Source organism: Gymnodinialimonas sp. 57CJ19, assembly GCF_038396845.1.
Classification (GTDB): Bacteria; Pseudomonadota; Alphaproteobacteria; order Rhodobacterales; family Rhodobacteraceae; genus Gymnodinialimonas.
The window spans coordinates 2,728,367-2,752,756 of sequence record NZ_CP151587.1; the positions used below are offsets into that span (position 1 = coordinate 2,728,367).

Genomic DNA, 24,390 nt, shown 5'->3' on the forward strand with positions numbered 1-24,390 from the left:
ATGAGGCCTACCACCGTCTTTCGAATTTATTTCTCAGATAGATCGCGATGCCGTTCATGATGACCAGGAAGCCAAGCAGCACGAGGATCGCGGCGGATGTCCGGCTGACGAAGCCGCGCTCAGGGCTGTCGGCCCAGATGAAGATCTGTGTGGGCATCGCCGTGGCGGCATCAAACGGAGAGCTGGCCGCCGAGGTGATGAACGCGTTCATCCCGATCAGAAGCAGCGGCGCGGTTTCCCCAAGCGCTTGAGCAAGGCCGATGATTGTGCCCGTAAGAATGCCGGGCATGGCCAAGGGCAGGACGTGCCCGAAGACCACCTGCTGACGCGATGCGCCAAGGCCCAAGGCGGCCTCTCGGATCGAGGGTGGCACCGCTTTCAGGGCCGCACGGGTCGCGATGATGATCGTGGGCATGGTCATCAGCGCCAGGGTCAGGCCGCCTACAAATGGGGCCGACCGGGGCATGCCGAACCAGTTCAGGAACACTGCCAAGGCCAGAAGACCGAAGACCACCGACGGCACCGCCGCGAGGTTGTTGATGTTCACCTCGATGAAGTCCGACAGGCGGTTTTTCGGGGCGAATTCCTCCAGGTAGATGGCCGCGCCGATGCCGATGGGAAAGGCGATGACAAAACAGGTCAGCAGCGCCCAGAATGATCCCACCAAAGCCCCCTTCAGGCCCGCCAGTTCAGGAAAGCGGCTATCGGCGTTGGTGAAGAGCGCGACATTGAAGGGCCGAGAGATCAGGCCAGCGGCGTCCAATTCGTCGAACCAAAGGATCTCTTGGTCGTTGACGCGGCGCAGCTCTTCCGGCGTGTCGCGACGAATGCCGCCCTTGTTGAGTTGGTCGAAAATATCGGCAACGGGCAGCGTCAGGGTGATGGTCTGGCCAATCAGATCGTTGTCAGCCACAACCCGGTCGCGCAGGTCGAACTGCGCCCCGTTGGATAGGATGCCCCGCACCGCACGGGCGTCGGTTTCCGGGTCCGCCGATGGCAGGTTGGCCAGTACGGCCGCCGTCAGCACGTTCTGGAAGCCGCCGCGTGGCAGACGGTCCACCTCGATCTCGGCGGGGTCCACGTAGACATCAAGGGTCACATGGGTCTGCACAAAGGCCGTGTGACCCGTTTTCACCAGCGAGGCGACAAGCATAAAGAGCACCGAGAAGGCCAGCAGGATCGCCCCAAGCCCGCAGGCTTGCAGCAGCAACTCTTTACGCTTGCGGCGACGCACTTGGGCCGACGCCTGACGCAGCGACCGGGCCGGGGTCGTACCGTTGGTATCTGGAAAGTTTGCCATTGATCCGTCGCCTCAATCGTAGATTTCGCGGTATTTGCGCACGATGCGCAGGGCCCACACGTTGATGCCGAGGGTGATGATGAACAGCATCAGACCCAGGGCGAAGGCCGCCAGCGTTTTGGGGTTGTCGAAAGCCGTGTCGCCGATCAGCAGCGTCACAATCTGCACTGTCACCGTGGTCACACTATCGAGGGGGTTGATCGTCATTCGAGCCATGAGGCCTGCGGCCATCACCACGATCATAGTCTCGCCAATGGCGCGGCTGACGGCCAGCAGGACGCCGCCCACAATACCGGGAATGGCGGCAGGGAATTGCACCTTCAGCATGGTTTCTGCTCGGGTTGAGCCAAGCGCCAGCGACCCATCGCGCAGGCTACGCGGCACGGCGGACAAGGCATCATCGGCGAAGGAAGAAATGAAGGGGATCAACATGATCCCCATCACGCCGCCCGCCGCCAGCGCGGTGTTGGGCGAGACCGGAATGCCAAGCTCGGCCCCTGCCCCGCGCAAGGCGGGCGCCACTACCAGGATGGCGAAAAAGCCGTAAACAACCGTGGGAACCCCGGCGAGGATTTCCAGAAGCGGCTTCACCACAGCCCGCATCCGGCGCGGCGCGAATTCGTTCAGGTAGATCGCTGACATCAACCCAACAGGCGTTGCGATAAACATGGCCACAGCCGAGATCACGACCGTCCCCAAGATCACCGGCAGCCAGCCAAAGGCCCCTTCCGCAGCGATCTGGTCTTCACGGATCGGGATCTGAGGCTCCCAGTTCACGCCAAAGAGGAAGTCTTGCAGCGGCACCATCTGGAAAAATTTCCAGGTCTCAAAGACCAGCGCGAAGACGATGCCCACGGTGGTGAAGATGGCCACAAGCGAGCAGGCGATCATCAGGCCGCTGACAATGGCCTCCACCGCTTGGCGAGCCCGGAATTCGGCCGAGACGCGGTTGCGGGTGTAGAACAGGATACCGACGCTTAGCAGCAGGACCAGAACGATCAGAAGAATGTCGGCGTTGCGGTACAGGGCGCTTAGGCGCTCGGCGGCCCCCAGCTTCCAGTCGGCGGGGGTGCCAAACACCTGCCCGTTCGCGATAGAGCGGATCTCCGCGAGGATAAGTTGCACCGCGCCGCTATCAAGCCCCTCTAGCTCAGCCTGAGGGACGCCGCTCATGACGATGGTGTCGATCACCGGCGTCTCCAGGATCAGGAACAGGACCAAGATCACGAAGACCGGGACCAGGATCATCAGCATCGCGTAGAGGCCGTGGAAATGCAGTAACGAATGCAGGCGCGTCCCATCGGACCGGATCGCCGCAGCCGTTTGGCGGTTCAACATGTAGCCCGCGATGGCGAAGGCAATCAGAATGAGAAAGGCGGTCAGGGTCATGGGAAAACTCTGCAAGAGAAGGAAGCTGCCCGACAAAACGCCGGGCAGCCAGAGTAGATCGGGAGCCGTTTATTCGGCGCCTGTGTAAGTCACGGCCGTGATTGCCGCGTCATTGGTGGCGGCGCGCAGGTCGTCTTCCAGCGGCACAAGGCCACGCTCGGACAGGTAGCCGCCGGGGCCCATGGCCTCTTCGGAAACGAACTCTTCGATGAACTCTTCAAGGTTCGCGATCACACCGCGGTGGGCGTTTTTCACGTAAACAAAGAGAGGTCGCGAAATCGGGTAGTCGCCCGAGGCAATCGTTGCCGCGTCAGGTGCAACACCGTTGATGTTCACAGCCTGCAAGGTGTCGAGGTTTTCGTACAGGAAGGAGTAGCCGAAGATGCCCAAAGCGTTGGCATCGGCTTGCAGACGCTGGACGATCAGGTTGTCGTTCTCACCAGCTTCAACGAAAGGCCCGTCGGTGCGCATGCGCGAGCAGTTTTCTTCGACCCAGTCGCCGTCAAAACCGCCGTCGTGGACGTAGGCCAGCTCTTCACAACCGGCGTGCATGGCCAGCTCAACAAAGGCATCGCGTGTGCCGGATGTGGGCGGAGGGCCGTAGGCGAGGATTTCAACCGCGGGCAGGGAAGCGTCGATTTCGCTCCACAAGGTGTAGGGGTTATCGGCCCATTCGCCGTCAACAGGAACCCGTGCGCCCAGGGCAAGGTAGACTTGGGTCAGCGTCAGGTCCCAAGCGAATTCGCTGTCGCGAGAGATCGCAAGGGAAAGACCGTCGGAGCCGAAGTAGATTTCGGTGATGTCGGTCACGCCGTTTTCTTGGCAAAGCTCGAACTCGGATGCCCGCATGGCGCGGGACGCGCCGGTGACGTCTGCGTGGGCTTCGCCGATACCGCCGCAGAAGATCTGCATGCCGCCACCAGTGCCGGTGGATTCAACGATGGGTGAAGGGGCGCCGGTCAGGTTTGCGAATTGCTCAGCAACCGCTTGCGAGTATGGGAAAACGGTGGAGGACCCGACAACGCGGATTTCTTCCCGGCCCTGGGCCAAAGCGGAAGTGGCAGAAACGGCGGCAAGTGCGACAACCGAAACACTGATTTTTGCGAAAGACATTTAAGACTCTCTCCATTTGGTTTTCAGACATCACGCGCTTGTTGTTGGCGCGCTTGGCCCCCTGCTACGGCAGCATCGCTATGCTTTTGTGACAGGTACGTATCAGTTTTATGACACGGGCTAAGACGCCTCGGAGATCGCCGGGAACTGCACCGAGAATGTGCTGCCCTGCCCTCGTTTTGAGGTGATTTTTAGCCGCCCCCGGTGCCGGTTGACGATATGCTTCACAATCGCCAGCCCCAGCCCGGTGCCGCCCATTTCCCGCGACCGATGCGAATCGACCCGGTAAAAACGCTCGGTCAGGCGCGGCAAATGTAACGAGGCGATCCCCTCGCCCTCATCGGTGACATCCACGATAAGGATTTCCCCCACCGTGGCCCCGCTTCCCTGCCCGCGCGAAATGGCGATCGTCACAGGCTTCTCCGCCCCGCCGTACTTCAGTGCGTTCTCAGCCAGGTTCAGAAAGACCTGGATCACCTGATCCCGGTCCCCCTGGATCATCGCGGGCGTCCCGTCATGGATCAGCCGCAGCACGTTGCCGGTGTCCCGTGCCCTCGGCGTCAGGGTGGCGATGACGCTGGCCACAACCCCCGCCAGATCAACCGTATCATTGGGGCGCAGGCGTTTGACGGATTCCACCCGGCTCAGCGACAGCAAGTCCGAGATCAGACGGTCCATCCGCAGGGCCTCTTCCTCCATGATCGACAGGAACCGGTCCTGGGCGTCGGCATCGTTTCGGGCCGGGCCTCTCAAGGTCTCGATAAACCCGATCATCGAGGTTAACGGCGTGCGTAGCTCATGGGAGACATTGGCCACGAAGTCGCGCCGCATTTCCTGCGCCTCTCCCAGATGGGTGATGTCGTTGAAATGCAGCAAAAGGGCGCGGCCCTCTGGCGTTTCGACCGCTGAAATGCGCACCCGGTACTGCGAAACCCCGGTTTGATCGGCGCGTTCTATGCGTGCTTCGGCCGCGGCAGCCCCCGCGAGAACGGTGTCGATTTGGCTCAACAACGCCGGCTGGCGCAGGAGGGCCGCGTAATTGCGCCCGATAATCCAATCGCCAAAAAGCGTTGTGGCAGCCGGATTTGCATCCTCAATGGCGCCGCTACTGTCGATGAACACCATCGGGTCCGGCACCGTGAACATGACGGTGTTAATCAGGTTTCGGGTCATCGGCGGCGTCCCCCTGCCAGTACGCCCCGGAGGTGTGGCGCGATTCTGCGCCGTCTTGCAACGGGCTTGCGGCCCCTCGGTGAAGGGCCGCGCCGCAGTATGCTCGGCTTAGACCGCCCGCAGCCCGCCTTCAAAATCCGCGATCAGCAGTTCAATCTCTTCGATCCCGACCGACACCCGGAAGAACCCATCAGAAATCCCCAGCGCCGCCCGCCCCTCGGCTCCAAGGCCCCGGTGGCTTGACGATGCCGGGTGGCTTAACGTGGTGCCGACATCCCCCAAAGTAGGCGCGAACGGCAGATCGGGGGCGGCTTGCACCATCCGGTCTGCGGCGGGCTCGGTCTTATCCTTCAGCTCGAAACTTACCATGTTGCCAAAGGCTTGTCCTACGATCGAGGCCGCAACCTCGTGGTCGGGGTGATCGGCGCGACCGGGGTACAGGACCCGACCCACCTTGGGGTGGTCGGCCAACCAATCGGCCAAAGCCGCGGCGTTGGCCTGCGCCTTCTCAAATCGCAGCGGGAATGTGTAGAGACCGCGTTCCGCCAACCAGCATTCGTTTGGTGCGGGCGTCATCCCGACGGTGACGGCGAAGTCATAGATGTTGCGCATCAGCTCTGGGTCGCGGGCGGCCACATAGCCAAGGGTCACGTCCGAATGCCCGGCCAGCAACTTGGTCACGGATTGAATCGTAATATCCGCCCCCTCGGTCAACGGCTTGTACCCAATCGGCGTGGTAAAGGTGTTGTCCACCGCCAAGATCACGCCCGCCTCCTTCGCAAGCGCCACAATCCCCGCCATATCCGCAACCCGCAACGTCGGGTTGGAGATGACCTCAACCAAGATCATCTTCGTCTCCGGCCGGATCGCCGCCCGCATCGCCTCCACGTCCGTCGGATCTGCAACCGATGTCGCAATCCCAAATCGCGCCAAATCCTGATGCATCAACCGCAACGAACGCCCGTAAAGCTGGTTGCCCCCGACGATATGGTCGCCCTGCCCCAACAGACCCATGATCGTGGCCGACACCGCCGCCATGCCCGAGCCAAGAACCAATCCGCCCTCGGCCTCCTCCAACATGTCGATCTTGCGTGCCAAAAGCTCCGCATTCGGGTGCCCCTCCCGCGCGTAGGTATAGCCGTGCGCCCGCCCCTCGTACTGATCGTGCAAGGTAGAAATCGACGGCGAAGCGTACACAACAGAAGGCTGGATCGGCGTCACAACGGCGCGGCTCACGCCCTCTCGCAAAGCGGCGCGGCGCACCAATGTTCCGGGCTTCTCATTCCGACCATTCGCCATCACGGCTCTCCTTCATCTTTTCAAAAATATCGCAGGGGGCGCGGGGGACTGGTCCCCCGCTTAACCGCTCCGAAAAAAGCGTACCCTTATCCCCGGATCGTGCCATCGCCCGTAACGAGATACTTGAACGAGGTCAATTGCTCCGCCCCGACCGGTCCACGTGCATGCATCTTGCCCGTCGCAATTCCGATCTCCGCACCCATCCCAAATTCGCCACCATCGGCAAACTGGGTGGAGGCATTGTGCATCAAAATCGCCGAATCCAGCCGCTGAAAGAACCGCGCCACCGCGGCGTCATCCTCGGCAACAATCGCGTCGGTGTGATTGGAGCCAAAAGTCCGAATATGGGTCAGTGCCGCATCAATATCATCCACCACCTTCGCAGCGATAATCATGTCGAGGAACTCTTTTCCCCAATCGCTTTCCTGCGCGGCCACCACGCCCTCAATCTTCTGTAAGCCCGCATCGCCGCGCACTTCAACACCGGCATCCAGCAAGGCCCGCACGACGCCCTGCCCGATCGTGTCCACCACATCGCGGTGGATCAGCAAGCACTCCGCCGAGCCGCAGATCCCCGGGCGCCGGGTCTTGGCGTTCAAGACCACGCGCAACGCCTTTTCCGGGTCGCTCGAGGCATCGAGGTAAACGTGACAAATGCCCTCCAGATGCGCAAAAACCGGCACCCGCGCTTCGCGCTGCACCAGCCCCACCAAGCCCTTGCCGCCCCGAGGCACGATCACGTCAATCGAGTCGGTCATCGTCAACATCTCAGACACTGCGGCGCGGTCTCGGGTTGGCACGCGTTGCACAGCGTCCGCGGGCAACCCGGCGGCACGCAGCCCCTCTTGCAGACAATCGGCCAGCGCGCCCGAGGAGTGAAAGCTCTCCGAGCCGCCGCGCAAGATCACGGCATTGCCGGATTTCAGGCACAGAGCGCCCGCATCGGCCGTCACGTTGGGGCGGCTCTCATAGATCACGCCAATCACACCAAGAGGTGTGCGCACCCGTTTGATATGCAGGCCCGAGGGTTGGTCCCATTCTGTCAGCACTTGCCCAACGGGATCATCCTGCGCCGCCACGGCACGCAAGCCTTGCACGATGCCCTCTACCCTTGCCTCGTCCAGCATAAGGCGATCTAACATGGCATCGGACAGGCCTTTTTCACGTCCAAACGCCATATCCTTTTCGTTGGACGCGATGATCGCCTCTCGCTTGTTCCAAACGGCATCGGCAGCGGCGTTCAACGCCTGCGTCTTTGCTTCCGGTGTTGCGAATGCCAGCTCCGCGCTGGCCGCTTTGGCCCGCTTGCCGATCTCGGCCATCAGGGCGGGAACGTCATTCTCCGAGTTTAATTTAGGTAGGTCTTTCATCGGAAACCTCATCGCGGGATGGAAAGGCAGAGTCGATATTTGTAAAAAGGTGAAGCTGTTGGATCAGAGTACCATATCGTCGCGGTGCACCAAGGCCGCACGGCCCGGATAGCCGAGGATTTCTTCAATTTCATCGGAATGGTGGCCTTGGATCGCACGCGCCTCATCGGCGGCATAACGGCTGAGGCCGATGCCGATTGCGTCGCCGTTTGTGGCTTCCAAGCGCAAGGGATCGCCGCGGTGGAAGTCGCCTTCAACGGCGCTGACCCCTGCGGGGAGAAGAGATTTTCCATGGGCAAGGGCTTTGACGGCGCCGGGATCAAGGCGTAGCGCACCTTTGGGTTTCATCGCGCCGATCCACGCTTTGCGGGCCTGTTGCGGAGAAAGGGTAGCGGTAAACCAAGTGGCTTTGGCCCCGCTTTGCAGAGCATCAAGGGGGTGTGAGACCGCCCCTTGGGTGATCGCCATGGCGCAGCCCGCAGCGGTTGCTGTGCGCGCCGCCATCACCTTGGTCTTCATCCCCCCCTTCGAAAGGCCCGATCCCGCATCCCCAGCCATCGCTTCAATCTCTGGGGTGATCGTGTCGATCACCGGGAGGTGGCGGGCGCTTGGGTCGTCGCTAGGGTTGGCGGTATAGAGGCCGTCCACATCGCTCAGCAAGACGCAGGCATCCGCGCCCGCCATGACGGCTACATTGGCGGCGAGCCGGTCATTGTCGCCATAGCGGATTTCGTCCGTCGCGATGGTATCGTTCTCATTTACGATCGGCACCGCACCACGCGACAAAAGCGCCGCAAAGGTTGCGCGTGTGTTCAGATAGCGCCGGCGATCAGCGCTGTCGTCCAACGTCAGGAGGATCTGCGCCGAAGTCAGGCCGTGGGGGGCCAGGGCCTCCTCATAGGCGCGCGCGAGGCGGATCTGGCCAACGGCAGCGGCGGCTTGTGCCTCATCAAGGGACAGGGCCCCATGGCCGAGATCCAGCGCGCCGCGTCCCAGTGCGATGGCCCCCGAAGACACCAGGATCACATCGGTGCCATTGCTTTTCAGGGCCGCCACGTCCAGCGCGAGGGAATGCAGCCATTCACCGCGCAGATCACCGGTGCTTCGATCCACCAACAGTGCCGACCCGATCTTGACGACGACCCGTTTGGCCCCCGTCAGGGACGCCATTGCTCGGGCTCCTCAAGAGCGTCTCGCGCAGCCTTCTGGTTTGCGTCTACGCGCGCGCGCAACCCGCGTAGCACCTCGGTCACGCCGGTGCCTGCAACGCCGGACATCTCCATCAGGTTTCCGGCCACCGCGCCAAGGGCTGCGCGCTTCTCGGCCAGTTCCCCAGGCTCGATCGCGTCCACCTTGTTGAGCACGGTGATCCGCGGTTTCAACGCCAGCTCTCCGCCGTAGTTCTCTAACTCGGTAATGATCGTGTGGTAATCGGCCACCACATCCTCGGCAGTCCCGTCCACCAGATGCAACAGGGCCGCGCAGCGCTCCACATGGCCAAGGAACGTATCTCCAAGGCCCCTGCCCTCGCTTGCGCCTTCAATGAGGCCGGGGATATCGGCGACCACGAATTCCGCACCGTCCACGCCGACAACGCCGAGGTTTGGCACCAGCGTGGTGAATGGATAATCCGCAATCTTTGGCCTTGCGTTGGACGTCGCCGCCAGAAACGTAGATTTCCCGGCGTTCGGCAGACCCAACAGACCCACATCGGCAATCAGCTTCAGGCGCAACCAAATCGTGCGCTCCACGCCCTCTTGCCCAGGGTTCGCGCGACGGGGCGCCTGGTTTGTGGCGCTCTTGAAATGCAGGTTCCCGAAACCGCCATTACCGCCCTTGGCAATGCAAATGCGCTGCCCCACTTCGTCGAGGTCAGCGATCAGTGTTTCCTGATCCTCTTCCAACACTTCCGTCCCTGCGGGGACGCGCAGCACGATATCCGCGCCATCGCGACCGGTGCGCTGCTTACCCATGCCAGGTTGACCGTTCTTGGCGAAAAAATGCTGCTGGTAGCGGAAATCGATCAGGGTGTTCAGCCCTTCGACCACCTCGATAAACACATTCCCGCCCGAGCCGCCGTCGCCCCCGTCCGGTCCACCATACTCGATGTACTTCTCACGCCGGAACGAGACCGACCCGCCGCCGCCGCCGCCCGAGCGGATGTAAACTTTGGCCAGATCGAGAAATTTCATACCATCGCCGGACACTTTCGCGTCCGCCCTTCATCTTTTCAAAAATATCGCGGGGGTCAGCGCATCTTCAGATGCGCAAAGGGGGCTGGCCCCCTTCCGCTTCCCCGCCTCTTACGCCAAACGCTTGAGGTAAGTCCACGTCGCAACCTTGGCATTTCTTGCGACGGAAAACGCTTCCGCATCTCCAAGGTAGTCAAACCCCGCATTCGTCAACACCCGTGCTGATCCGGGATTGTCCTGAAACACCGATCCAAACACGGTCTTGTTCCGCAACGGGTTGGCATCCACCATCGCTTGCACCGCTTCCGAGGCAAAACCCGTATTCCACATGGCGGGCGCCACCCAATAGCCAATCTCAGACTGATCCCGGTCCATCTGATCGAGAGTGATCACCCCCATTACTTCCGATCCGCCAAACTCTGTCGCGTCCATGACCCAGGCGAAAGATGTCCGGTCAGGCTTGATATAGTTGGCAATAAAGCTCTCAGCCGCGCCGGGCGGTAACGGATGGGGGATCGAGGTCGTCATCTCCGCCACGCGTTTGTCCGCGTGATACATCGCCAACAACCCTGCGTCCGACGGGCGCATGGGACGTAAAAACATCCGGGGCGTTTCGATCACGGCCTGGGCCAATATGGTTTCCTGTTTCATGTTTGGGCCTCCTCCGACCCCGTTATTCTTTTGCTCTCCCGCTCCCTATAAATGGGAATGGCAGCCTCCACGCACAAGAACATCGGTAGAAATGCGAAAAGGGCCGGCGATGTCGCCGGCCCCCTGAAAAATCATACCCACGGGAAGTGGCGCTTACTCGGCAGCCTCGGCTGCCGGAAGGACGGAAATGAACGTGCGGCCCTTGAAGCCCTTGCGGAACGACACATGACCATCGGTCACGGCATAGATCGTGTGATCCTTGCCTTCGCCCACACCTTCACCCGGCCACCACTTGTTGCCACGCTGACGTGCAATGATGTTGCCAGAGATAACGGACTCGCCGCCGTACTTCTTGATGCCAAGGCGGCGACCAGCTGAGTCGCGGCCGTTGCGGGAGGAACCACCAGCTTTTTTATGTGCCATAGTTCAATTACTCCTGTTCTGCGGCAAGCGTCGTCGCTTGCTCGATCCAGTTGTCACGCTCAATGCGGCCTTTGAAGGACAGCTTGTCATCCATATAGGCAATCTCTGCGGGGCCCCAATCTTTGATCTGGTCAAAGTGGAACACGCCGTTTTCGTGCAGCAGGCCTTCCAGCTTCGGACCCACGCCCGAGATCTTTTTCAGATCGTCAGGCTGACCGCCACGGGCTTCCGTGAGCAGGTTTGCGGGGCGCGTGCCCTCTTGTGCGGCGTCAGCGGCAGGGGCTGCCTCTGCCTTGGCTTTCTTCGGTGCGGCTTTCTTCTCGGCCTTGGGGGCGTCGTCCTTCTTGGCGGACTTCTTGGCAACCACAACGGCAGCAGCGGCAGCGGCACCAATGGCCACACCGGCGATGCCCGCGCCGATGGCGATCTTGCGGCCAGACTTGTCGCCGCCCGACTCCAGGATGTCGGTGATCTCGATCAGGGTCAGCTTCTGGCGGTGGCCCTTCTTGCGCTGCGACGAGTGCTTCCGACGACGTTTCACGTAGTGGATCAGCTTTTCGCCCTTCACGTGATCAATCACGTTGGCCTGTACGGCGGCGCCTTCCACGAGGGGCGCGCCCACGGTGACCGTGTCACCGCCAAGCATCAGAACTTCGTTGAACTGGACCTCTTCACCGGCCTCTGCTGCAAGCAGTTCCACGCGCAGCTTATCGCCGGCCTGGACTTTATATTGCTTGCCGCCTGTCTTCATGACAGCGAACATAGTATCTTCCTTCATTTCCCGCGCCCTGTGGTCCGAACGATGCCTTTCGGTGTCGTCCATGTTCCGGGTTTCCCCACCTCGGGCTGCGCGCCCTTTTCGGGCATCATACATACCAATTCCCACACGCCAAGGCGCACCGGAAGCCGCCGTATCGGTCATGTTCGGGTTTTTGTCAACAGGCTCTGCGCCTCAAGTGTCTTCCCCTGCGATGAAAGCTGCCGCTGACGTTCCCAATTCATAGCTCAGGGTCGTCAACATGGAATCAAAGGCGTTGAACAAGGCCGAGTTCAACGCCCGCCCCGCATCGGAGGCCGCCAGCGCCATATAGGCTTCCAGATCGTCGTCGCTGGCGTCGGCATAGGCCACCAATTGATAGGCATAGAGCCATTCGATCGTCATCTCCCGGACTTCAGCTTCGTGGGACCAGACCTCGGACAGCATCATGCCTTCGGGCACGTCATTATCAAAAGCGCCGCCATCTATCAGGCCGCGATAGAAGGCCACCCGCAAATTGAGCGCTCCGATAACATTGCGCTCCACCAGCCCGTTCACATCATTGAACCTGCGCAGCAGGTCGATGCGTGGGTCATCCTCTTGGACCGCGGTAAAAAACACATCGGTCGCGGTGGCCACCGCTTCGGGGTCAAGAAACAACCGCCTCGCGGCAATCTCTCCGGCAATCATGCGTTGCGCGGCCTCGGTCGCGATAAAGGCCTGTATCTCCTGCATCTGCTCGGGCGACAGCGTGTCTTGGCTCATGGTATCTTCAAAGAGCACCGCCATGCGATTGCCCGCATGAAGGCGCATCACGGTCGCCTGCCACGCCTGCCCGCCTGCGCCGGGAAAAAGCTGAGCTTCTATATCAATGCCGCCCTGAGTGTTTTCAGTGCCCATCAGTGCAATGATCTCATACATTCCCAACCCATCAAGAATTGCGTGGAGTTCTGGCGCCTCTGCGGCCAAGCGGGGCGAGCTGACGGCTTGAACGTCTTGCGCCCTCAGCCCGTCGCTGGTGCAAACCAATGCCCCAAGGGCGATAGACAACGACAACAAGACGGCGCGGATCATGGGAAGCTCCTTCATACACTCGGCGGGCAACATGGCGCGGTTGCGACCCTTTGGCCATGGGGCGGTCACCCAAAAGAATGGACACTGCCTGCATTTAGGGCAGCATAATGGGGATGCGAGCGTAAAAATCCAACCTCACCCCCCCAACAGCCCCTTGCGCGGTCCGCCGCTTGCCGTTATCGACCCGCCACGGCCAATTGGCCGAGACCGCGGAGAGGTGCCGGAGTGGTCGAACGGGGCGGTCTCGAAAACCGTTGTGGGTGCAAGCCTACCCAGGGTTCGAATCCCTGTCTCTCCGCCACTAGCCCCCTTCCCGTTCCTTTAAGTTGGCGTGCCCTACGGCATTTCTTGATGCGGACATAATTGCGCGGGCTCAGACAGTCTGCATCCTCAAATTAAAAGATTTTTAACCACTATCTTAAAAAATGAGAGCTTTAGGGGGGGCGTTGTGACCACAATTCTCTTGGTGCTTGCGGCGCTCGTGTCGCTTGCGGGGGTGGTTTACCCGTTCCGGCCCTTCCAACGGCGTTGGGTGGCCCTGGTTAGTTTTCTCGTCTGCTTTGTTGTGCTCGGCACGATCGACCCCGTCCCTGAGGGATCAGTACCCCCATTGCCAGACGAGAATGCGCGCCCTTGGGCCGAGAATGGGGCTGAGGATCGGTATTGGGTCATCTCTGACCGTTTGAACCGCCGCACATGTGCGTCCCAAAGCTGCGGTATCGTTGGACAATTGTTTTTCCGCGAGGGGGTGGTTGTGCGGGAGCAAAACGCAGGGTGGGCGCGGATCACGCAGCCCTATGACGCGGCCTGTGTCGGCGGCCAAAGCGCCTATGTCGATAGCGGCAATGGGGCTTGTGACCCTGCCAACGGCATCTCGGACGGGGCTTTCGCCGAGTGGGTTTCCTTGGCGCATCTTTCCCGGACGCGTCCCGATGATCCTGCGGCTGGTGCCTCGGGTGTTGAGGAACTGATCGCCGGATCTGACGATTTTGCCAGCCACCGCGCGGCTTTTGCGGCGGCTGCCCAATCGCTGATCGGGCAAGGCCGTTGCACCGCTCAGGATTTTCGCGACATGGGCGGATGGGTGGCGTCCTCCAGCCACCGGGGTCAACCGATCTACTTCACCTATTGTGGTGGAGCGACCGTCGCGAACCGTCTGTATTTAAACGCGCAAACCGGTGAAGTGTTTCAGTGATGCCTATGCCTTCGCAGCCTGCCGCAATCGGCTAAGGGTCACAGGCGTGACCCCTAGGTGAGAGGCGATCAGCGCGTGGGGGAACACCTCTTCCATGCTCGGGAAATTCTCTCGCAGCCATGCCAATCGTTGAGCGCCGCCAAGAGCCGCAAGGCACCATTCGCGGTCCGCCTTCTGCGCCAAAGCGGCCCGCAGAGCGCCGTTGGCCCAATCGCGCACATAAGGGTTGGAGAGCATCTCTGCGCTCAGGGCGTCCGCGTCCATGGTGGCGATCAGCGTATCGGTTTGGGCCTCGATCGTGACAAGGGACTGGCCATCGCGGGTGCGGGCGATGCTCGGCGTCACGATGCACGGCCCTTGATACAGGCCGACGCAGGCCGTGCGCCCTTCGGCGTCGCTGATCAAACTGGCCGCCGCCCCGTCGAGCAAGATGATCTCTGCCTTGTCCGGCGTGCCCTGCGACGCGATCCGAGCGCCCTTCGGCCCCCTGCGCGTGGCCCAGAGCGTCGCGAAATGCTTGGCTTGGACAGGGTCTTTCAGCGCCGGCGACTGGCGCAGGAAACTCAGCAGGTCCAACGGTTAATTCCCTTAACAAATGATAATGCACGCGCGGGCGCAATCAGGGCAGATGACCCAACTACCCCATGACATCCCAATAGGTCTTCCGATGATGACACGTTTCCTGCCCCAACAACATGCCCGCGCCGCCCTTACCTTCGGGTTCGTGGCTGCGGTGATTTACGTCACAATGATCACTGGAACCCTCGCCCACTTGCAGGCGCTTTCGGGGTTGGTGCCCTTTGACATGCGCCCAATGGGCTATAGCGGCCCCGAGGCGGCGACGCTGTTGGACGCGCTCGGGGCCAGTGGGCGGCACTACTACCTTAGCCGCCAAATCCCCCTTGATACCGCCTACCCCGCCCTACTGGCGGCTACCCTGGTCAGCACCAACCGGTTCCTTACAGCGGGCCGCCCGGTTGGCTGGCAAAGGCTTGCCTCCCCCCTCGCGATCGGGGCCGCGCTTTGTGATTACGCAGAGAATGCAGGCATCGTGGCGATGATCCTTAACATGCCGCATCTACCTGCCCCCCTGGTGGCTGCGACAAGCGCTGCCTCCGTCGCCAAGGCACTCCTGACGACGGGGGCGGTGACGGCTACGCTGCTCCTTGCTGGGGGCTGTCTTTGGGCACGTTGGCGAGGGCTTCGGGCAGAAGGCTGACCACCACAGCCCCCTTCTTGCGCCCGGTGTCCACATGGGCGTGGGCGGCCCGCATGACGTCGAAGCCATAGCAACGGTCGATCACTGGCTGAAACTGCCCCTCTGCCGCCAAGTCCACCACGGCTTGCAAGATATCTCGGGCCTCGCTTGCCACCCCGCCGATGGTTTTCCGACGATAAAACAGCGCCTTCACCGCGCCAAACAGCAGGTCCGTGGTGCTGCCGGCGATTATCACCAACCGCCCCCTGGGGCGCAGAACATGCCGCACGCGCTTGAGCGGCGCGGTGGCAACGGTGTCCACCACGGCATCAAACAAAGTGGCCTCGGCGGCGAAATCCCGCTGCTTGTAGTCAATGACCTCGTCCGCCCCAAGGGACCGCACCAGATCAGCGTTCTTGCCAGAACACACCGCCGTCACGTGGGCGCCCAGGTGCTTGGCGATCTGCACGCAGGCCGACCCGACCGCCCCCGACGCGCCGTTGATAAGCACCGCCTCCCCGGCTTTGATCCCGGCCCTGTTAACCAGAAAATCGAATGCTGTGGTGCCGCCAAACGGCAAGGAAGCTGCCTCGGCAAAGGACAAATTTTCGGGCATAGGCACCAACTTTCCGCCCTCGGGCATCACGATATATTCAGCATGGGCCCCAAAGCTCGCGCCGGGAAATCCGATCACTGCATCGCCGGGGGCATAGGCGGTGACCTCCGCTCCGACCGCCTCGACCACGCCCGAGAACTCGGTACCAAGGATGGGTTTTCGCGGTCCGGTTATCCCGAAGAACAACCGCCCCATTAGAGCCATCCCGTTGGGCATCGTCAAACTTCGCGCCCGCCAATCTCCGGCACTGACGGTGGTTGCGTGGATTTTCACCAGCACCTCGCTCGGTTTTGGGGTCGGCTTGGGCACTTGGGTCAGTTCAAGCACTTCGGGGGCGCCGTAGCGCGAATAGGTATAGGCAAACATCGTTTCGATCCAATTGAGGGGCGCGACCTTGCGGGCGCTGTGGACCCTGCTTATCGGTCCGGAAGCCTCATACGAATTGACCAAAGTTCTAAGTTTGGTATGCATATTCGTATGGATTGGCGTGCTGTAAAATTTGACTGGAACAAAGCGCGCGCGTTTTTGGTGACCGCAGAAGAAGGCTCGCTTTCGGCGGCGGCGCGGGCTTTGGGCATGGCACAACCGACGTTAGGTCGGCAGGTCGATGGGTTGGAGCAAGAACTGGGGATCGTGCTGTTCGAGAGGGTCGGACGCGGGCTGACGTTGACCCCAAGCGGGATGGAATTGCTGGAACACGTCCGCGCCATGGGCGATGCGGCGGGGCGGGTGTCGCTGACCGCCCTTGGTCAATCGCAGGCCCTTGAAGGCAGCATCAGCATTTCCGCGAGCGAGACCTATGCGACGGTTCTGCTGCCCGCCATCGTCGCCAAGCTGCGCCGCCTCGAGCCGGGCATTCAGGTGGAGGTCGTGGTCGCCAACCACGCCAGCGATCTTCTGCGCCGGGAAGCCGATATCGCGATCCGAAACTTCCGCCCGACTGAGCCGGATTTGATTGCGCGCAAAATTGGCATGGCCGACGCGGTGCTCTATGCTGCGCCGAGCTATCTGGAGGAGTTGGGACACCCCGCCACGCCCTATGATCTGCGCCATGCCAGTTTTGTGAATATGGATCGCGGGGGCGGAATGATTAAGGGGCTTAACTCTTTGGGGCTTGGGTTGACCGATGCGAATTTCCCCTTGTTCACCGAGAGTTATCTGGTGATGTGGGAACTGGTTAAGCAGGGCGCCGCCATAGGCATTCTGGATTCGGCCATCGGCGATGCTGACCCCGCCGTGGTGCGGGTATTGCCGGATTTGGAGCCGCTCAGCTTTCCCATCTGGCTCGTGACCCATCGCGACGTCACGACATCGCGGCGCATTCGTCGGGTTTACGATTATTTGGTGCAAGAATTGTCGCGCAAATAGACGGCTGATGCCCATCTCGCGCTACTGCAAATTCCGCCGTGCACTTCACTGTCCTGCCGCATAGTCTGCTTTTCATGACCAGATCCAGCCTTTATTCCGCCGGCGCGGCCGCCGCTCGCACCCCCCAGTTTCGTCAACGATTGGGCGACCTTATCGCCTATCAAACCGACGCCACCGACCCCGCCTCGGCGCCGCAGCTCGCGGCGTTCCTGTCCCATGTGACGGGTTGGTTAACGGCGTTAGGGTTTACCTGCGATGTGCATGATTGCGAGGGGCATTCCTTTCTGGTCGCCAAGCGCCATGAGGGCGCGGATTTGCCCACCATCCTTAGCTATTCCCACGGCGATGTGGTGCCTGGAATGGCGGGCCGATGGCGCGACGGGCTCGACCCCTGGGCGTTGACCGAAGTGGGGGACGATTGGTTCGGGCGCGGGATAGCCGACAACAAGGGGCAGTTTCTGGTGAACCTGACCGCCCTTGAAACCGTGCTGGCGCAACGGGGCAGCTTGGGGGCCAATGTCACGTGGTTGATCGAGATGGGGGAGGAGGTAGGCTCCCCCGGACTGGCGGAATTTTGCAACCATAACAGGGCGTTGCTGGACGCGGATCTGTTGTTGGCCTCGGACGGGCCGCGCATGGATGCAGGGCGACCGACGGTCTTTCTGGGCGCCCGAGGCGCGGCCACCTTCAGGTTGGATTTGGAACACCGCATCGCCGGGCGGCATTCTGGCAACTTTGGTGGCGCCCTGCGGAACCCGGCCTTGGAAATGGCCCACGCGCTGGCCTGCATCACCGATCGCAGCGGCGCGTTACAAATTGCGGAATGGACCCCCGGCACGATCCCCGATGCAACGCGTGAAGCGTTAACAGGGTTAACCCCTGCGGGCGGCGCGATTGACGCGGATTGGGGCGCCGAAGGGCTCACCCCGGCCGAGCGGATCCACGCTTGGTCGTCGGCCGAGGTTCTGGCGATGCACGCGGGCGACCCGCCTGCCCCGGTCAATGCCATCCCGCCCCGTGCCTCGGCTTGGGTGCAACTCCGTTTTGCGCCGGGCACCAAGGCCGCGGGTTTGGCGGAGGCCCTGCGTAAGCATCTGGATATCCACGGATTTACGGACATCAAGATCACCCAGGAAGGCCCGTCTTTCGCCGCAAGCCAGACCCCGGTGGGCCATCCGGCGGCGCAATTTGTGACCCAAGCGATCACCGAGGGGACCGGCACGGCGCCGGTGGTTCTGCCGTCGCTTGGGGGCTCTTTGCCCAACGACATTTTCCGCGATGGACTGGGCCTGCCGACGGTCTGGGTGCCGCATTCCTTCCCCGGCTGTTCGCAACACGCCCCCGATGAGCATCTGCCAAAACGCCTGCTGCAAGATGCAACAGGCGTGATGAGTGTCGTGTTGGGGGCATTGGCGGGCACCCGCCCCGAGGACTTGCGGTAACTCCGCCCTTTAGCGGTCCCTCCACGCCTCAAGGGCGGGGTTGTCGGCAGCCTGCTCCCCCGTCGGAGCGGCGGGATCAGGCGCAGGGGCGCGGCGGCGAAAAATACCCCCAAGGCGTTCGCGAAGGCTCCGCCGCCGCGCGCCGTCCCGGGATGCAGAGGGATCGCGGGTATAGTGAAATTCCCGCGCGCCGAAGTAGAAGCTGACGATTGCGCCCAATAGCCACCAAAGCGGTTCGGGCACCTCTTGCAAGCCAACCATTCGGGTGGCGAAGCCTGCGGGCTCTGCCATCGCGTAGACAAACAGGCCGAGGGTTCCCAAGGCCAGAAACGGCCGCGGCAAGCGGTTAAGACCGTTAATCATTCGGTCGAACCGGCCCGTGCCCGCGTGCTGAAACTCTGACGCGGCGGTTTCGAGCGTGGCTTGATGAATTTCTGCAGCCAATTCCATCGCCCGTGTGGCGTTGGGCACGAAAACCTCTGACAATCCTTCCGCCGCCTCGCCGATGCCTTCCACAGTGCTGCCAGCTCCTAGGCCATCCAAGGCCCGATCAATCAATCCCATGATGCTGTCCGATCCCGATGTTGCGCCGCCGTCAGGTGGTAGCGCGGTGAAATGAATTCCTCGGCGCGGATGATCCAACCGCCTTTGCCGCCATCGCGCCGCCGCGCGTATTTGCGCGAGGCGGGTCGGCGGTCGGCCAACCTGTAATAGTAATTCCGACGCGCGATGCCGTAGGCGTCCACCAGATGATCGGGCGCTGTGTTAATCGCGGCGTGGGCCGCCCGCGCGGTCTGCGGACCAATGGCCCCATCCACGGCAATATCCAGCCCCATATCCCGCAGCAGATGTTGCAGTATCCGCACCGCGTTGGAGCCAGCATTCACCTGCATATCGAAGACGCTGGCTTGCAGCGGATCGGGCAGCATATGGATGTTGGGACGGGTGAAATAATGTTCTAGAAACAGGTCCGTGGCCAGTTCCGGCGTGATGCGGCGCACGTCGTTCACGTCGACATCGCCGTCCCCGTCCAGATCCAGCCCCAACGCCCGCATCGTGTGGATCGTCACACCATGTTTCGTCGCGCCACCCGGATCATCGGGGTCGTTCACGAACCCGCCTTCACGGGCCACAATCTGTTCTGCGATAGACCGAACCGTTTGCATGGCTCGCCCTCCATGCTCTTGGTTTCTGGAGGCTTGAATCCACCATGGCGGGGTTAACAAACCCCTAACATCGTCAAAGAAACGCAAGCCTGCGAGGAGGCCTTTGGCCGAGGAGAGGCGCGTCGTCAGCTATCGTTGGGGTCGACGTAGACGCCCTGTTCCTGCAGCGCTTCGATCACCTCGGCGGGCATGTAGGTCTCGTCATGGCGGGCGAGGATTTCCGTCGCTTCAAACGTGCCGTCCACGAGCCGCCCGGTACCGACCATGCCTTCACCTTCGCCAAACAGGTCAGGCAAGATCCCCGTGTAGCTCACCGGGATCGAGGCCGCGCCATCGGTCACCGCAAAGGTGATCGTCTCACCCTGCCCGCGCACCAAAGAGCCCTCCTCCACCAAGCCGCCGATACGGAACACTTCATGGGGCGGCGGCGGGTCCGAGGCAACCTCAGCGGGCGCTCGGAAGAAGTTGAAGGCATCTTGTGAGCCATAGACGATCAACGCGACGGCTGCCGTCATGAAAACGAAGGCCAGCACGATAATCTGAATACGCCGTTGCTTCTTTAGTCCACGCATCTTGCCGCCTCTCTTCCTGCCCTACGATTGCGCAATCCTTTAAGGGAATACGCCCATGCCCATCAGGCCCGCAGTCTCATCCAGCCCCAGCATCAGGTTGGCATTCTGGATCGCCTGCCCGCTGGAGCCTTTGCACAAATTATCCAACGCCGCGATGACCTGAGCCCGCCCGCTGCGCCGATCCGCTGCCACGCCGATGTGGCAATAGTTGGTGCCCCGCACGTCATGGGTCGAGGGGGCTGCGCCCATGGGTAGCACCTCGATAAACGGCTCACTTTGATATGCGTCAACCAGCGTTTGATGGATCGCGTCCGCGTCGCCTTTTACATAGCCCGTCGCCAGGATGCCCCGGTTGAACGGCGCCAGATGAGGGGTGAACTGGATCTCGACCTTGCGGCCTGCGATCAGGCTGAATTCTTGGTCAAATTCCCCCAGATGGCGGTGGGTGCTGCCCAAGGCGTAGGCGTTTGTGCCTTCGGACAATTCCGCGTGCAAAAGGTTCTCTTTCAGGGAGCGTCCCGCACCGGAGACGCCGCAAATCAGGTCGAGGATGATGTCATCGAGGTCAATAACCCCCGCCGCAATCAGAGGCCGCAGGGCGAATTGCCCCGTGGCCGCGTTGCAGCCCGTGCCTGCCACCAGCCGGGCCGAGGCGATGTCGTCGCGGTAGAACTCGGTCAGGCCATAGACGGCCTCGGCCTGAAGCTCGGGCGCGTCGTGGGCTTTGCCGTACCATTTGGCATAGTCAGCCACATCGCGCAGGCGGAAATCGGCGGAAAGGTCCACAACTTTAAGGTCGAGGGGCAAGTCTTTGATAACGCGCTGAGATGTCGCGTGGGGCAATGCGCAAAAAGCCAGATCAACCCCAGAGAAATCCACATCCTCGATCCGCGTCAAATCGGGCAGCGCGGCGCTGCGAAGGAACGGGTAGACCGAGGCCATGGATTGCCCGGCCTTGCGGTCTCCGGTCAGGGCCACGATCTCCATATCAGGGTGGCCATGGATCAGACGGCACAGCTCGGCCCCGGTGTAGCCGGAAGCGCCTAGGATCGCGATTTTCTTGGTCATGGGACTTGCTTTCTGATGCGTCTGACGGGGAATAGGCCAAAGCCACCGCCGTTACAAATCACGGTTCGTTATGGGGCCATAACGGCCGCTGGTCTATGCCGAGTGTGTGCCGCTAGACGGCCTGAAACTTGATCTCTCGTCGCAGGAACAGCGTGGCTTGAGCTTCCACCGATTTCGGATCACCCGTGGTCAGAAACGCAGGCTCGCCTGAGCCCAACATTTCGGGGCGACGCTCAAGGTAGTCGCCAAGGCTGGCCGCCACCAGGGACGGCTGCGAGAAGACGGCGACGCCGTCGCCGAGGGCCGCGCGGAACACCTCTTCGACCAGCGGGTAGTGTGTGCAGCCAAGGATTGCTGCTTGCGGCTCGGGCATCCGTCGTTTCAACGCGTCCACATGGGACCGCACCAACGCCTCGGCCAGAATCATGTCGCCGTCTTCAATGGCATCGACGACGCCACCACAGGGCTGCGCCTCTACATCCACACCAATGGCCCGAAACGCCAGCTCCCGCTGAAACGCGCGGCTGCTGACGGTGGCTGGGGTGGCAAACAGCGCCACTTCTTTCACGCCCACTTCGCGCGGTGGAGAGTTATCGCCCCAGTTGCGTTCTGTCAGCGCCTCGATCAGCGGCACAAAGACGCCAAGCACCCGCTTGCCTTCCGGCACCCAGCCTTCCTGCATCCGCCGAAGCGCCGCGGCCGAGGCCGTGTTGCACGCCAAGATCACCAGATCGCAGCCCCGGTCGAACAGATGCTGAACCCCGGCGGTTGTCAGGTCGTAGATGTCATCGGCGTCGCGCACCCCGTAGGGGGCATGGGCGTTGTCGCCCAAATAGATCAGCGGCACATCGGGCAGCGCCTTGGACACCGCATCGAGCACCGTCAGCCCGCCAAGGCCGCTGTCGAAAATTCCTACTGCCATCAGTACCGCTCCTTTATCGTTTTTCGCGTCGCGGGCTTCTTTGCGTCTGGCCTGCGATGTTTAGCCTCAAATTCAAATCCCCGCGCCTCGGGGTCAAGGGGGCGTGGCGACAAGGCATAGGTGGTTTGGCGCAGGAACTCCATCAACGCAACCGGATCCCCTGCCCGCGCGTCCAGCTCGGCCCGTGAGATCGGCGCGCCCACGACGATCTTGACCTTGGAGTTGGTGCGCGCGCGGAACTCCTTGATCAGCAACCCCATGCGCAGGGTCGAGTGCAAGTGGCTGGCCAATTGAAACAGTCGAGAGTTATGGCCCTCGAAATAGATCGGCACCACGGTCGCCTCGGATTTGGCAATCATCCGCGCGGTAAAGCTGCGCCATTTCGGGTCCATGGGCCGCCCAAAGGGCTTGGCCGCCGTGCTGACCGTGCCGCCGGGGAAGACGCCAATCGCGCCGCCATCGTCCAGGTAGGACAGCGCCGTCTTGCGGGTAGCGATGTTCTGGGCCAGCGCCGCTTTCGTGTCTTCAAACGATACGGGCAAGATCACCTTGTTGAGGTCTTCCGCCCTTTGGAACACCTGGTGCGCCAGAATGCGGAAATCGCCTCGGGTCTGCGCCAGAATATGGCCCAACATCAGCCCGTCCAGAATGCCGTAGGGGTGGTTGGCGATCATCACCAGCGGGCCGTTTTCGGGGATGTTATCCAGCGATCCGCCCACCACTTCAAGCTCCAGCTTGTAGCGTTGCACCATCACGTCCCAGAAGTCGCGGCCTTGGCGCATGTCCTCGGCGTAGCCCCTCGCACGGCGGATCAGTCTGAGCCGCCCGGTCGAGTTCTCCATCGCGCGGATCAGCGCCCGGCCGCCTTTGGTGACGGCAGAGTTGGCATAAGAAATATCGCGTGCCACAGCCCTTTCGGAAGCGTGCAGCGCCTTGCGATTTGAACGGCGACGTAGGGGCATTGGATGACCTCGTCAGAAGGCTGTACGAAACACTTAGTCAGTCGTTTTGTGCGGGTCTAGTGATGTTTGGACAAGGCCCGCGCTATCCACGCCGGGTCCATCCCCAAAGGCACAGAAGCTCCATCGCCACATGGGCGCCCGCCACGGCGGTGATCTCCGACACGTCGAACGGCGGAGAGACCTCTACCACATCGCCGCCCACAAGGTTGATCCCGGCCAGGTCCCGCAACAAGATCGCTGCCTGAGCGCTGGACATGCCCCCCCACACGGGCGTTCCGGTGCCGGGCGCGAAGGCGGGGTCCAGGGCGTCGATATCAAACGACAGATAGACCGGCCCATCGCCCGCCCGTGCCTTCACGGCCGCGGCAACCGCGCTGGCTCCGGCCTCGTGCATTTCACGGGCGTCGTGGATGTGGATGCCAAGGTTATCCTCCACCACAGTCCGAATGCCGATGTGAGAGGACCGAGCCACGTCAATCAGCCCCTCCTTCACCGCCGTGTAGCAAAACGTCCCGTGGTCGATCCGTGAAGGGTCATCATCGGGCCAGGTGTCGGTGTGGGCATCCACTTGGATCAGCGTCAAGGGTCCATGAACAGCCGCATGGGCGCGCAGGATCGGCAGGGTGATAGAATGATCGCCGCCAAGGGTAATGGCCGCCGCCCCTGCCCCGAGGATGCCCGCAATATGGGCCTCGATCCGGGCGGGGACATCGGCGGTGTGGGCATAGTCAAAGGGCATGTCGCCATAATCGGCGATGGCCAGCGCCTCCAAAGGGGAATAGCCGTTCCATCCATAGGGCGGATCAAAGGGCTGAAGCGCCGAGGCCGCACGGATTGCCCGTGGCCCCAGGCGCGTGCCGGGGCGGTTGGTGACAGATTGGTCAAACGGAATGCCGGAAATCGCCACATCCACGCCGGACAAATCCTTGGTGTAGCGGCGCCGCAAGAACGAGGGCGCGCCGGAAAAGGCGTTCTCGAATGCCAATCCCTTGAGCCCGCCCCGGGTGAACGCCCCATCGACCTCGTTCTTTGCATCTTCCAGTGCCATGATTTGCCCTTCGCGTTTCCTGTGCCCTTGCTATACCCGGATTGGGCCTTGGCGAAGCCCTGAATTGATCCATCTTGTACCGGGAACCGGGG

At 61.8% G+C, this 24,390-nt stretch carries 25 protein-coding genes and 1 tRNA gene; 5 read left to right on the forward strand and 21 right to left on the reverse strand.

Translation table 11 applies throughout. The features are described from left to right. Positions 1 to 7: 7 nt before the first annotated feature. From pstA to AADW23_RS13435, 12 genes are all read right to left on the reverse strand, one after another. Positions 8 to 1,300, reverse strand: a complete 1,293-nt coding sequence (gene pstA / locus AADW23_RS13380) for a phosphate ABC transporter permease PstA (protein ID WP_341861442.1) — start codon at positions 1,298 to 1,300, stop codon at positions 8 to 10. 12 nt (positions 1,301 to 1,312) lie between these two features. After that, positions 1,313 to 2,689, reverse strand: a complete 1,377-nt coding sequence (gene pstC / locus AADW23_RS13385) for a phosphate ABC transporter permease subunit PstC (RefSeq protein ID WP_341861443.1) — start codon at positions 2,687 to 2,689, stop codon at positions 1,313 to 1,315. A gap of 69 nt (positions 2,690 to 2,758) precedes the next feature. Further along, positions 2,759 to 3,802 carry a substrate-binding domain-containing protein gene (locus AADW23_RS13390; protein ID WP_341861444.1) on the reverse strand — a complete coding sequence of 348 codons (1,044 nt, stop codon included), beginning with the start codon at positions 3,800 to 3,802 and terminating at the stop codon, positions 2,759 to 2,761. A gap of 120 nt (positions 3,803 to 3,922) precedes the next feature. Then, positions 3,923 to 4,975, reverse strand: a complete 1,053-nt coding sequence (locus tag AADW23_RS13395; RefSeq protein WP_341861445.1) for an ATP-binding protein — start codon at positions 4,973 to 4,975, stop codon at positions 3,923 to 3,925. A gap of 108 nt (positions 4,976 to 5,083) precedes the next feature. After that, a complete protein-coding gene (locus tag AADW23_RS13400; protein ID WP_341861446.1) occupies positions 5,084 to 6,274 on the reverse strand; it encodes an aminotransferase class I/II-fold pyridoxal phosphate-dependent enzyme in 1,191 nt (396 codons plus the stop codon). A gap of 86 nt (positions 6,275 to 6,360) precedes the next feature. Beyond that, positions 6,361 to 7,644: a glutamate-5-semialdehyde dehydrogenase gene (locus tag AADW23_RS13405; RefSeq protein WP_341861447.1), complete on the reverse strand. Its 1,284-nt coding sequence runs from the start codon at positions 7,642 to 7,644 to the stop codon at positions 6,361 to 6,363. 63 nt (positions 7,645 to 7,707) lie between these two features. Continuing rightward, the gene (gene proB / locus AADW23_RS13410) at positions 7,708 to 8,814 is read right to left on the reverse strand and encodes a glutamate 5-kinase (RefSeq protein WP_341861448.1); all 1,107 of its coding nucleotides are present in this window, start codon (positions 8,812 to 8,814) and stop codon (positions 7,708 to 7,710) included. Next, entirely contained in the window at positions 8,802 to 9,836 is a 1,035-nt protein-coding gene (gene obgE / locus AADW23_RS13415; protein ID WP_341861449.1) for a GTPase ObgE, read from the reverse strand. The genes proB and obgE overlap by 13 nt, the downstream gene beginning before the upstream one ends. Positions 9,837 to 9,947: 111 nt before the next feature. After that, positions 9,948 to 10,487, reverse strand: a complete 540-nt coding sequence (locus tag AADW23_RS13420) for a GNAT family N-acetyltransferase (RefSeq protein WP_341861450.1) — start codon at positions 10,485 to 10,487, stop codon at positions 9,948 to 9,950. Between the two features lie 153 nt (positions 10,488 to 10,640). After that, positions 10,641 to 10,910 carry a 50S ribosomal protein L27 gene (gene rpmA, locus AADW23_RS13425; protein ID WP_341861451.1) on the reverse strand — a complete coding sequence of 90 codons (270 nt, stop codon included), beginning with the start codon at positions 10,908 to 10,910 and terminating at the stop codon, positions 10,641 to 10,643. Between the two features lie 7 nt (positions 10,911 to 10,917). Continuing rightward, positions 10,918 to 11,673 (reverse strand): 50S ribosomal protein L21, encoded by a 756-nt coding sequence (locus tag AADW23_RS13430; RefSeq protein ID WP_341864333.1) that lies wholly within the window; start codon positions 11,671 to 11,673, stop codon positions 10,918 to 10,920. Positions 11,674 to 11,862: 189 nt separating this feature from the next. Beyond that, the gene (locus AADW23_RS13435) at positions 11,863 to 12,741 is read right to left on the reverse strand and encodes a hypothetical protein (RefSeq protein ID WP_341861452.1); all 879 of its coding nucleotides are present in this window, start codon (positions 12,739 to 12,741) and stop codon (positions 11,863 to 11,865) included. Between the two features lie 211 nt (positions 12,742 to 12,952). Between AADW23_RS13435 and AADW23_RS13440 the strand changes: the two genes are divergently transcribed. Continuing rightward, positions 12,953 to 13,042 (forward strand) — tRNA-Ser (locus tag AADW23_RS13440). Between the two features lie 147 nt (positions 13,043 to 13,189). Next, the gene (locus AADW23_RS13445; protein ID WP_341861453.1) at positions 13,190 to 13,936 is read left to right on the forward strand and encodes an SH3 domain-containing protein; all 747 of its coding nucleotides are present in this window, start codon (positions 13,190 to 13,192) and stop codon (positions 13,934 to 13,936) included. Between the two features lie 3 nt (positions 13,937 to 13,939). Here AADW23_RS13445 and AADW23_RS13450 read toward each other — a convergent pair whose 3' ends face one another. Next, positions 13,940 to 14,512: a Crp/Fnr family transcriptional regulator gene (locus AADW23_RS13450; protein ID WP_341861454.1), complete on the reverse strand. Its 573-nt coding sequence runs from the start codon at positions 14,510 to 14,512 to the stop codon at positions 13,940 to 13,942. Between the two features lie 91 nt (positions 14,513 to 14,603). On the opposite strand from AADW23_RS13450, the gene AADW23_RS13455 reads away from it, so the two are divergent. Continuing rightward, positions 14,604 to 15,155: a hypothetical protein gene (locus tag AADW23_RS13455; RefSeq protein WP_341861455.1), complete on the forward strand. Its 552-nt coding sequence runs from the start codon at positions 14,604 to 14,606 to the stop codon at positions 15,153 to 15,155. Here AADW23_RS13455 and AADW23_RS13460 read toward each other — a convergent pair. Continuing rightward, positions 15,091 to 16,116 (reverse strand): NAD(P)-dependent alcohol dehydrogenase, encoded by a 1,026-nt coding sequence (locus AADW23_RS13460; protein ID WP_341861456.1) that lies wholly within the window; start codon positions 16,114 to 16,116, stop codon positions 15,091 to 15,093. The genes AADW23_RS13455 and AADW23_RS13460 overlap by 65 nt on opposite strands. Before the next feature lie 99 nt (positions 16,117 to 16,215). Between AADW23_RS13460 and AADW23_RS13465 the strand changes: the two genes are divergently transcribed. Together AADW23_RS13465 and AADW23_RS13470 are read left to right on the forward strand one after the other, a co-directional pair. Continuing rightward, on the forward strand, positions 16,216 to 17,118 hold the full coding sequence (locus AADW23_RS13465) for a LysR family transcriptional regulator (protein WP_341861457.1): 903 nt from the start codon (positions 16,216 to 16,218) through the stop codon (positions 17,116 to 17,118). A gap of 74 nt (positions 17,119 to 17,192) precedes the next feature. Beyond that, positions 17,193 to 18,560 carry a M20/M25/M40 family metallo-hydrolase gene (locus AADW23_RS13470; protein ID WP_341861458.1) on the forward strand — a complete coding sequence of 456 codons (1,368 nt, stop codon included), beginning with the start codon at positions 17,193 to 17,195 and terminating at the stop codon, positions 18,558 to 18,560. 9 nt (positions 18,561 to 18,569) lie between these two features. Here the strand turns inward: AADW23_RS13470 and AADW23_RS13475 are convergent, their stop codons facing one another. The 7 genes from AADW23_RS13475 to speB form a co-directional block, all read right to left on the reverse strand. Next, positions 18,570 to 19,124: a holin family protein gene (locus AADW23_RS13475; RefSeq protein ID WP_341861459.1), complete on the reverse strand. Its 555-nt coding sequence runs from the start codon at positions 19,122 to 19,124 to the stop codon at positions 18,570 to 18,572. Further along, positions 19,115 to 19,726, reverse strand: a complete 612-nt coding sequence (locus tag AADW23_RS13480; RefSeq protein ID WP_341861460.1) for a holin-associated N-acetylmuramidase — start codon at positions 19,724 to 19,726, stop codon at positions 19,115 to 19,117. The genes AADW23_RS13475 and AADW23_RS13480 overlap by 10 nt, the downstream gene beginning before the upstream one ends. Before the next feature lie 125 nt (positions 19,727 to 19,851). Next, positions 19,852 to 20,298, reverse strand: coding sequence for a cytochrome c maturation protein CcmE (ccmE, locus tag AADW23_RS13485; RefSeq protein WP_341861461.1), 447 nt, complete (start codon positions 20,296 to 20,298; stop codon positions 19,852 to 19,854). A 39-nt stretch (positions 20,299 to 20,337) separates the two neighbouring features. Further along, positions 20,338 to 21,366 (reverse strand): N-acetyl-gamma-glutamyl-phosphate reductase, encoded by a 1,029-nt coding sequence (argC, locus tag AADW23_RS13490; protein WP_341861462.1) that lies wholly within the window; start codon positions 21,364 to 21,366, stop codon positions 20,338 to 20,340. 112 nt (positions 21,367 to 21,478) lie between these two features. Beyond that, a complete protein-coding gene (locus tag AADW23_RS13495; RefSeq protein WP_341861463.1) occupies positions 21,479 to 22,288 on the reverse strand; it encodes an aspartate/glutamate racemase family protein in 810 nt (269 codons plus the stop codon). After that, positions 22,288 to 23,250, reverse strand: coding sequence for a lysophospholipid acyltransferase family protein (locus tag AADW23_RS13500; RefSeq protein WP_341861464.1), 963 nt, complete (start codon positions 23,248 to 23,250; stop codon positions 22,288 to 22,290). Before AADW23_RS13500 ends, AADW23_RS13495 begins: the two co-directional genes overlap by 1 nt. An 82-nt stretch (positions 23,251 to 23,332) precedes the next feature. Then, positions 23,333 to 24,298, reverse strand: coding sequence for an agmatinase (gene speB / locus AADW23_RS13505; RefSeq protein ID WP_341861465.1), 966 nt, complete (start codon positions 24,296 to 24,298; stop codon positions 23,333 to 23,335). Between the last annotated feature and the right edge of the window lie 92 nt (positions 24,299 to 24,390).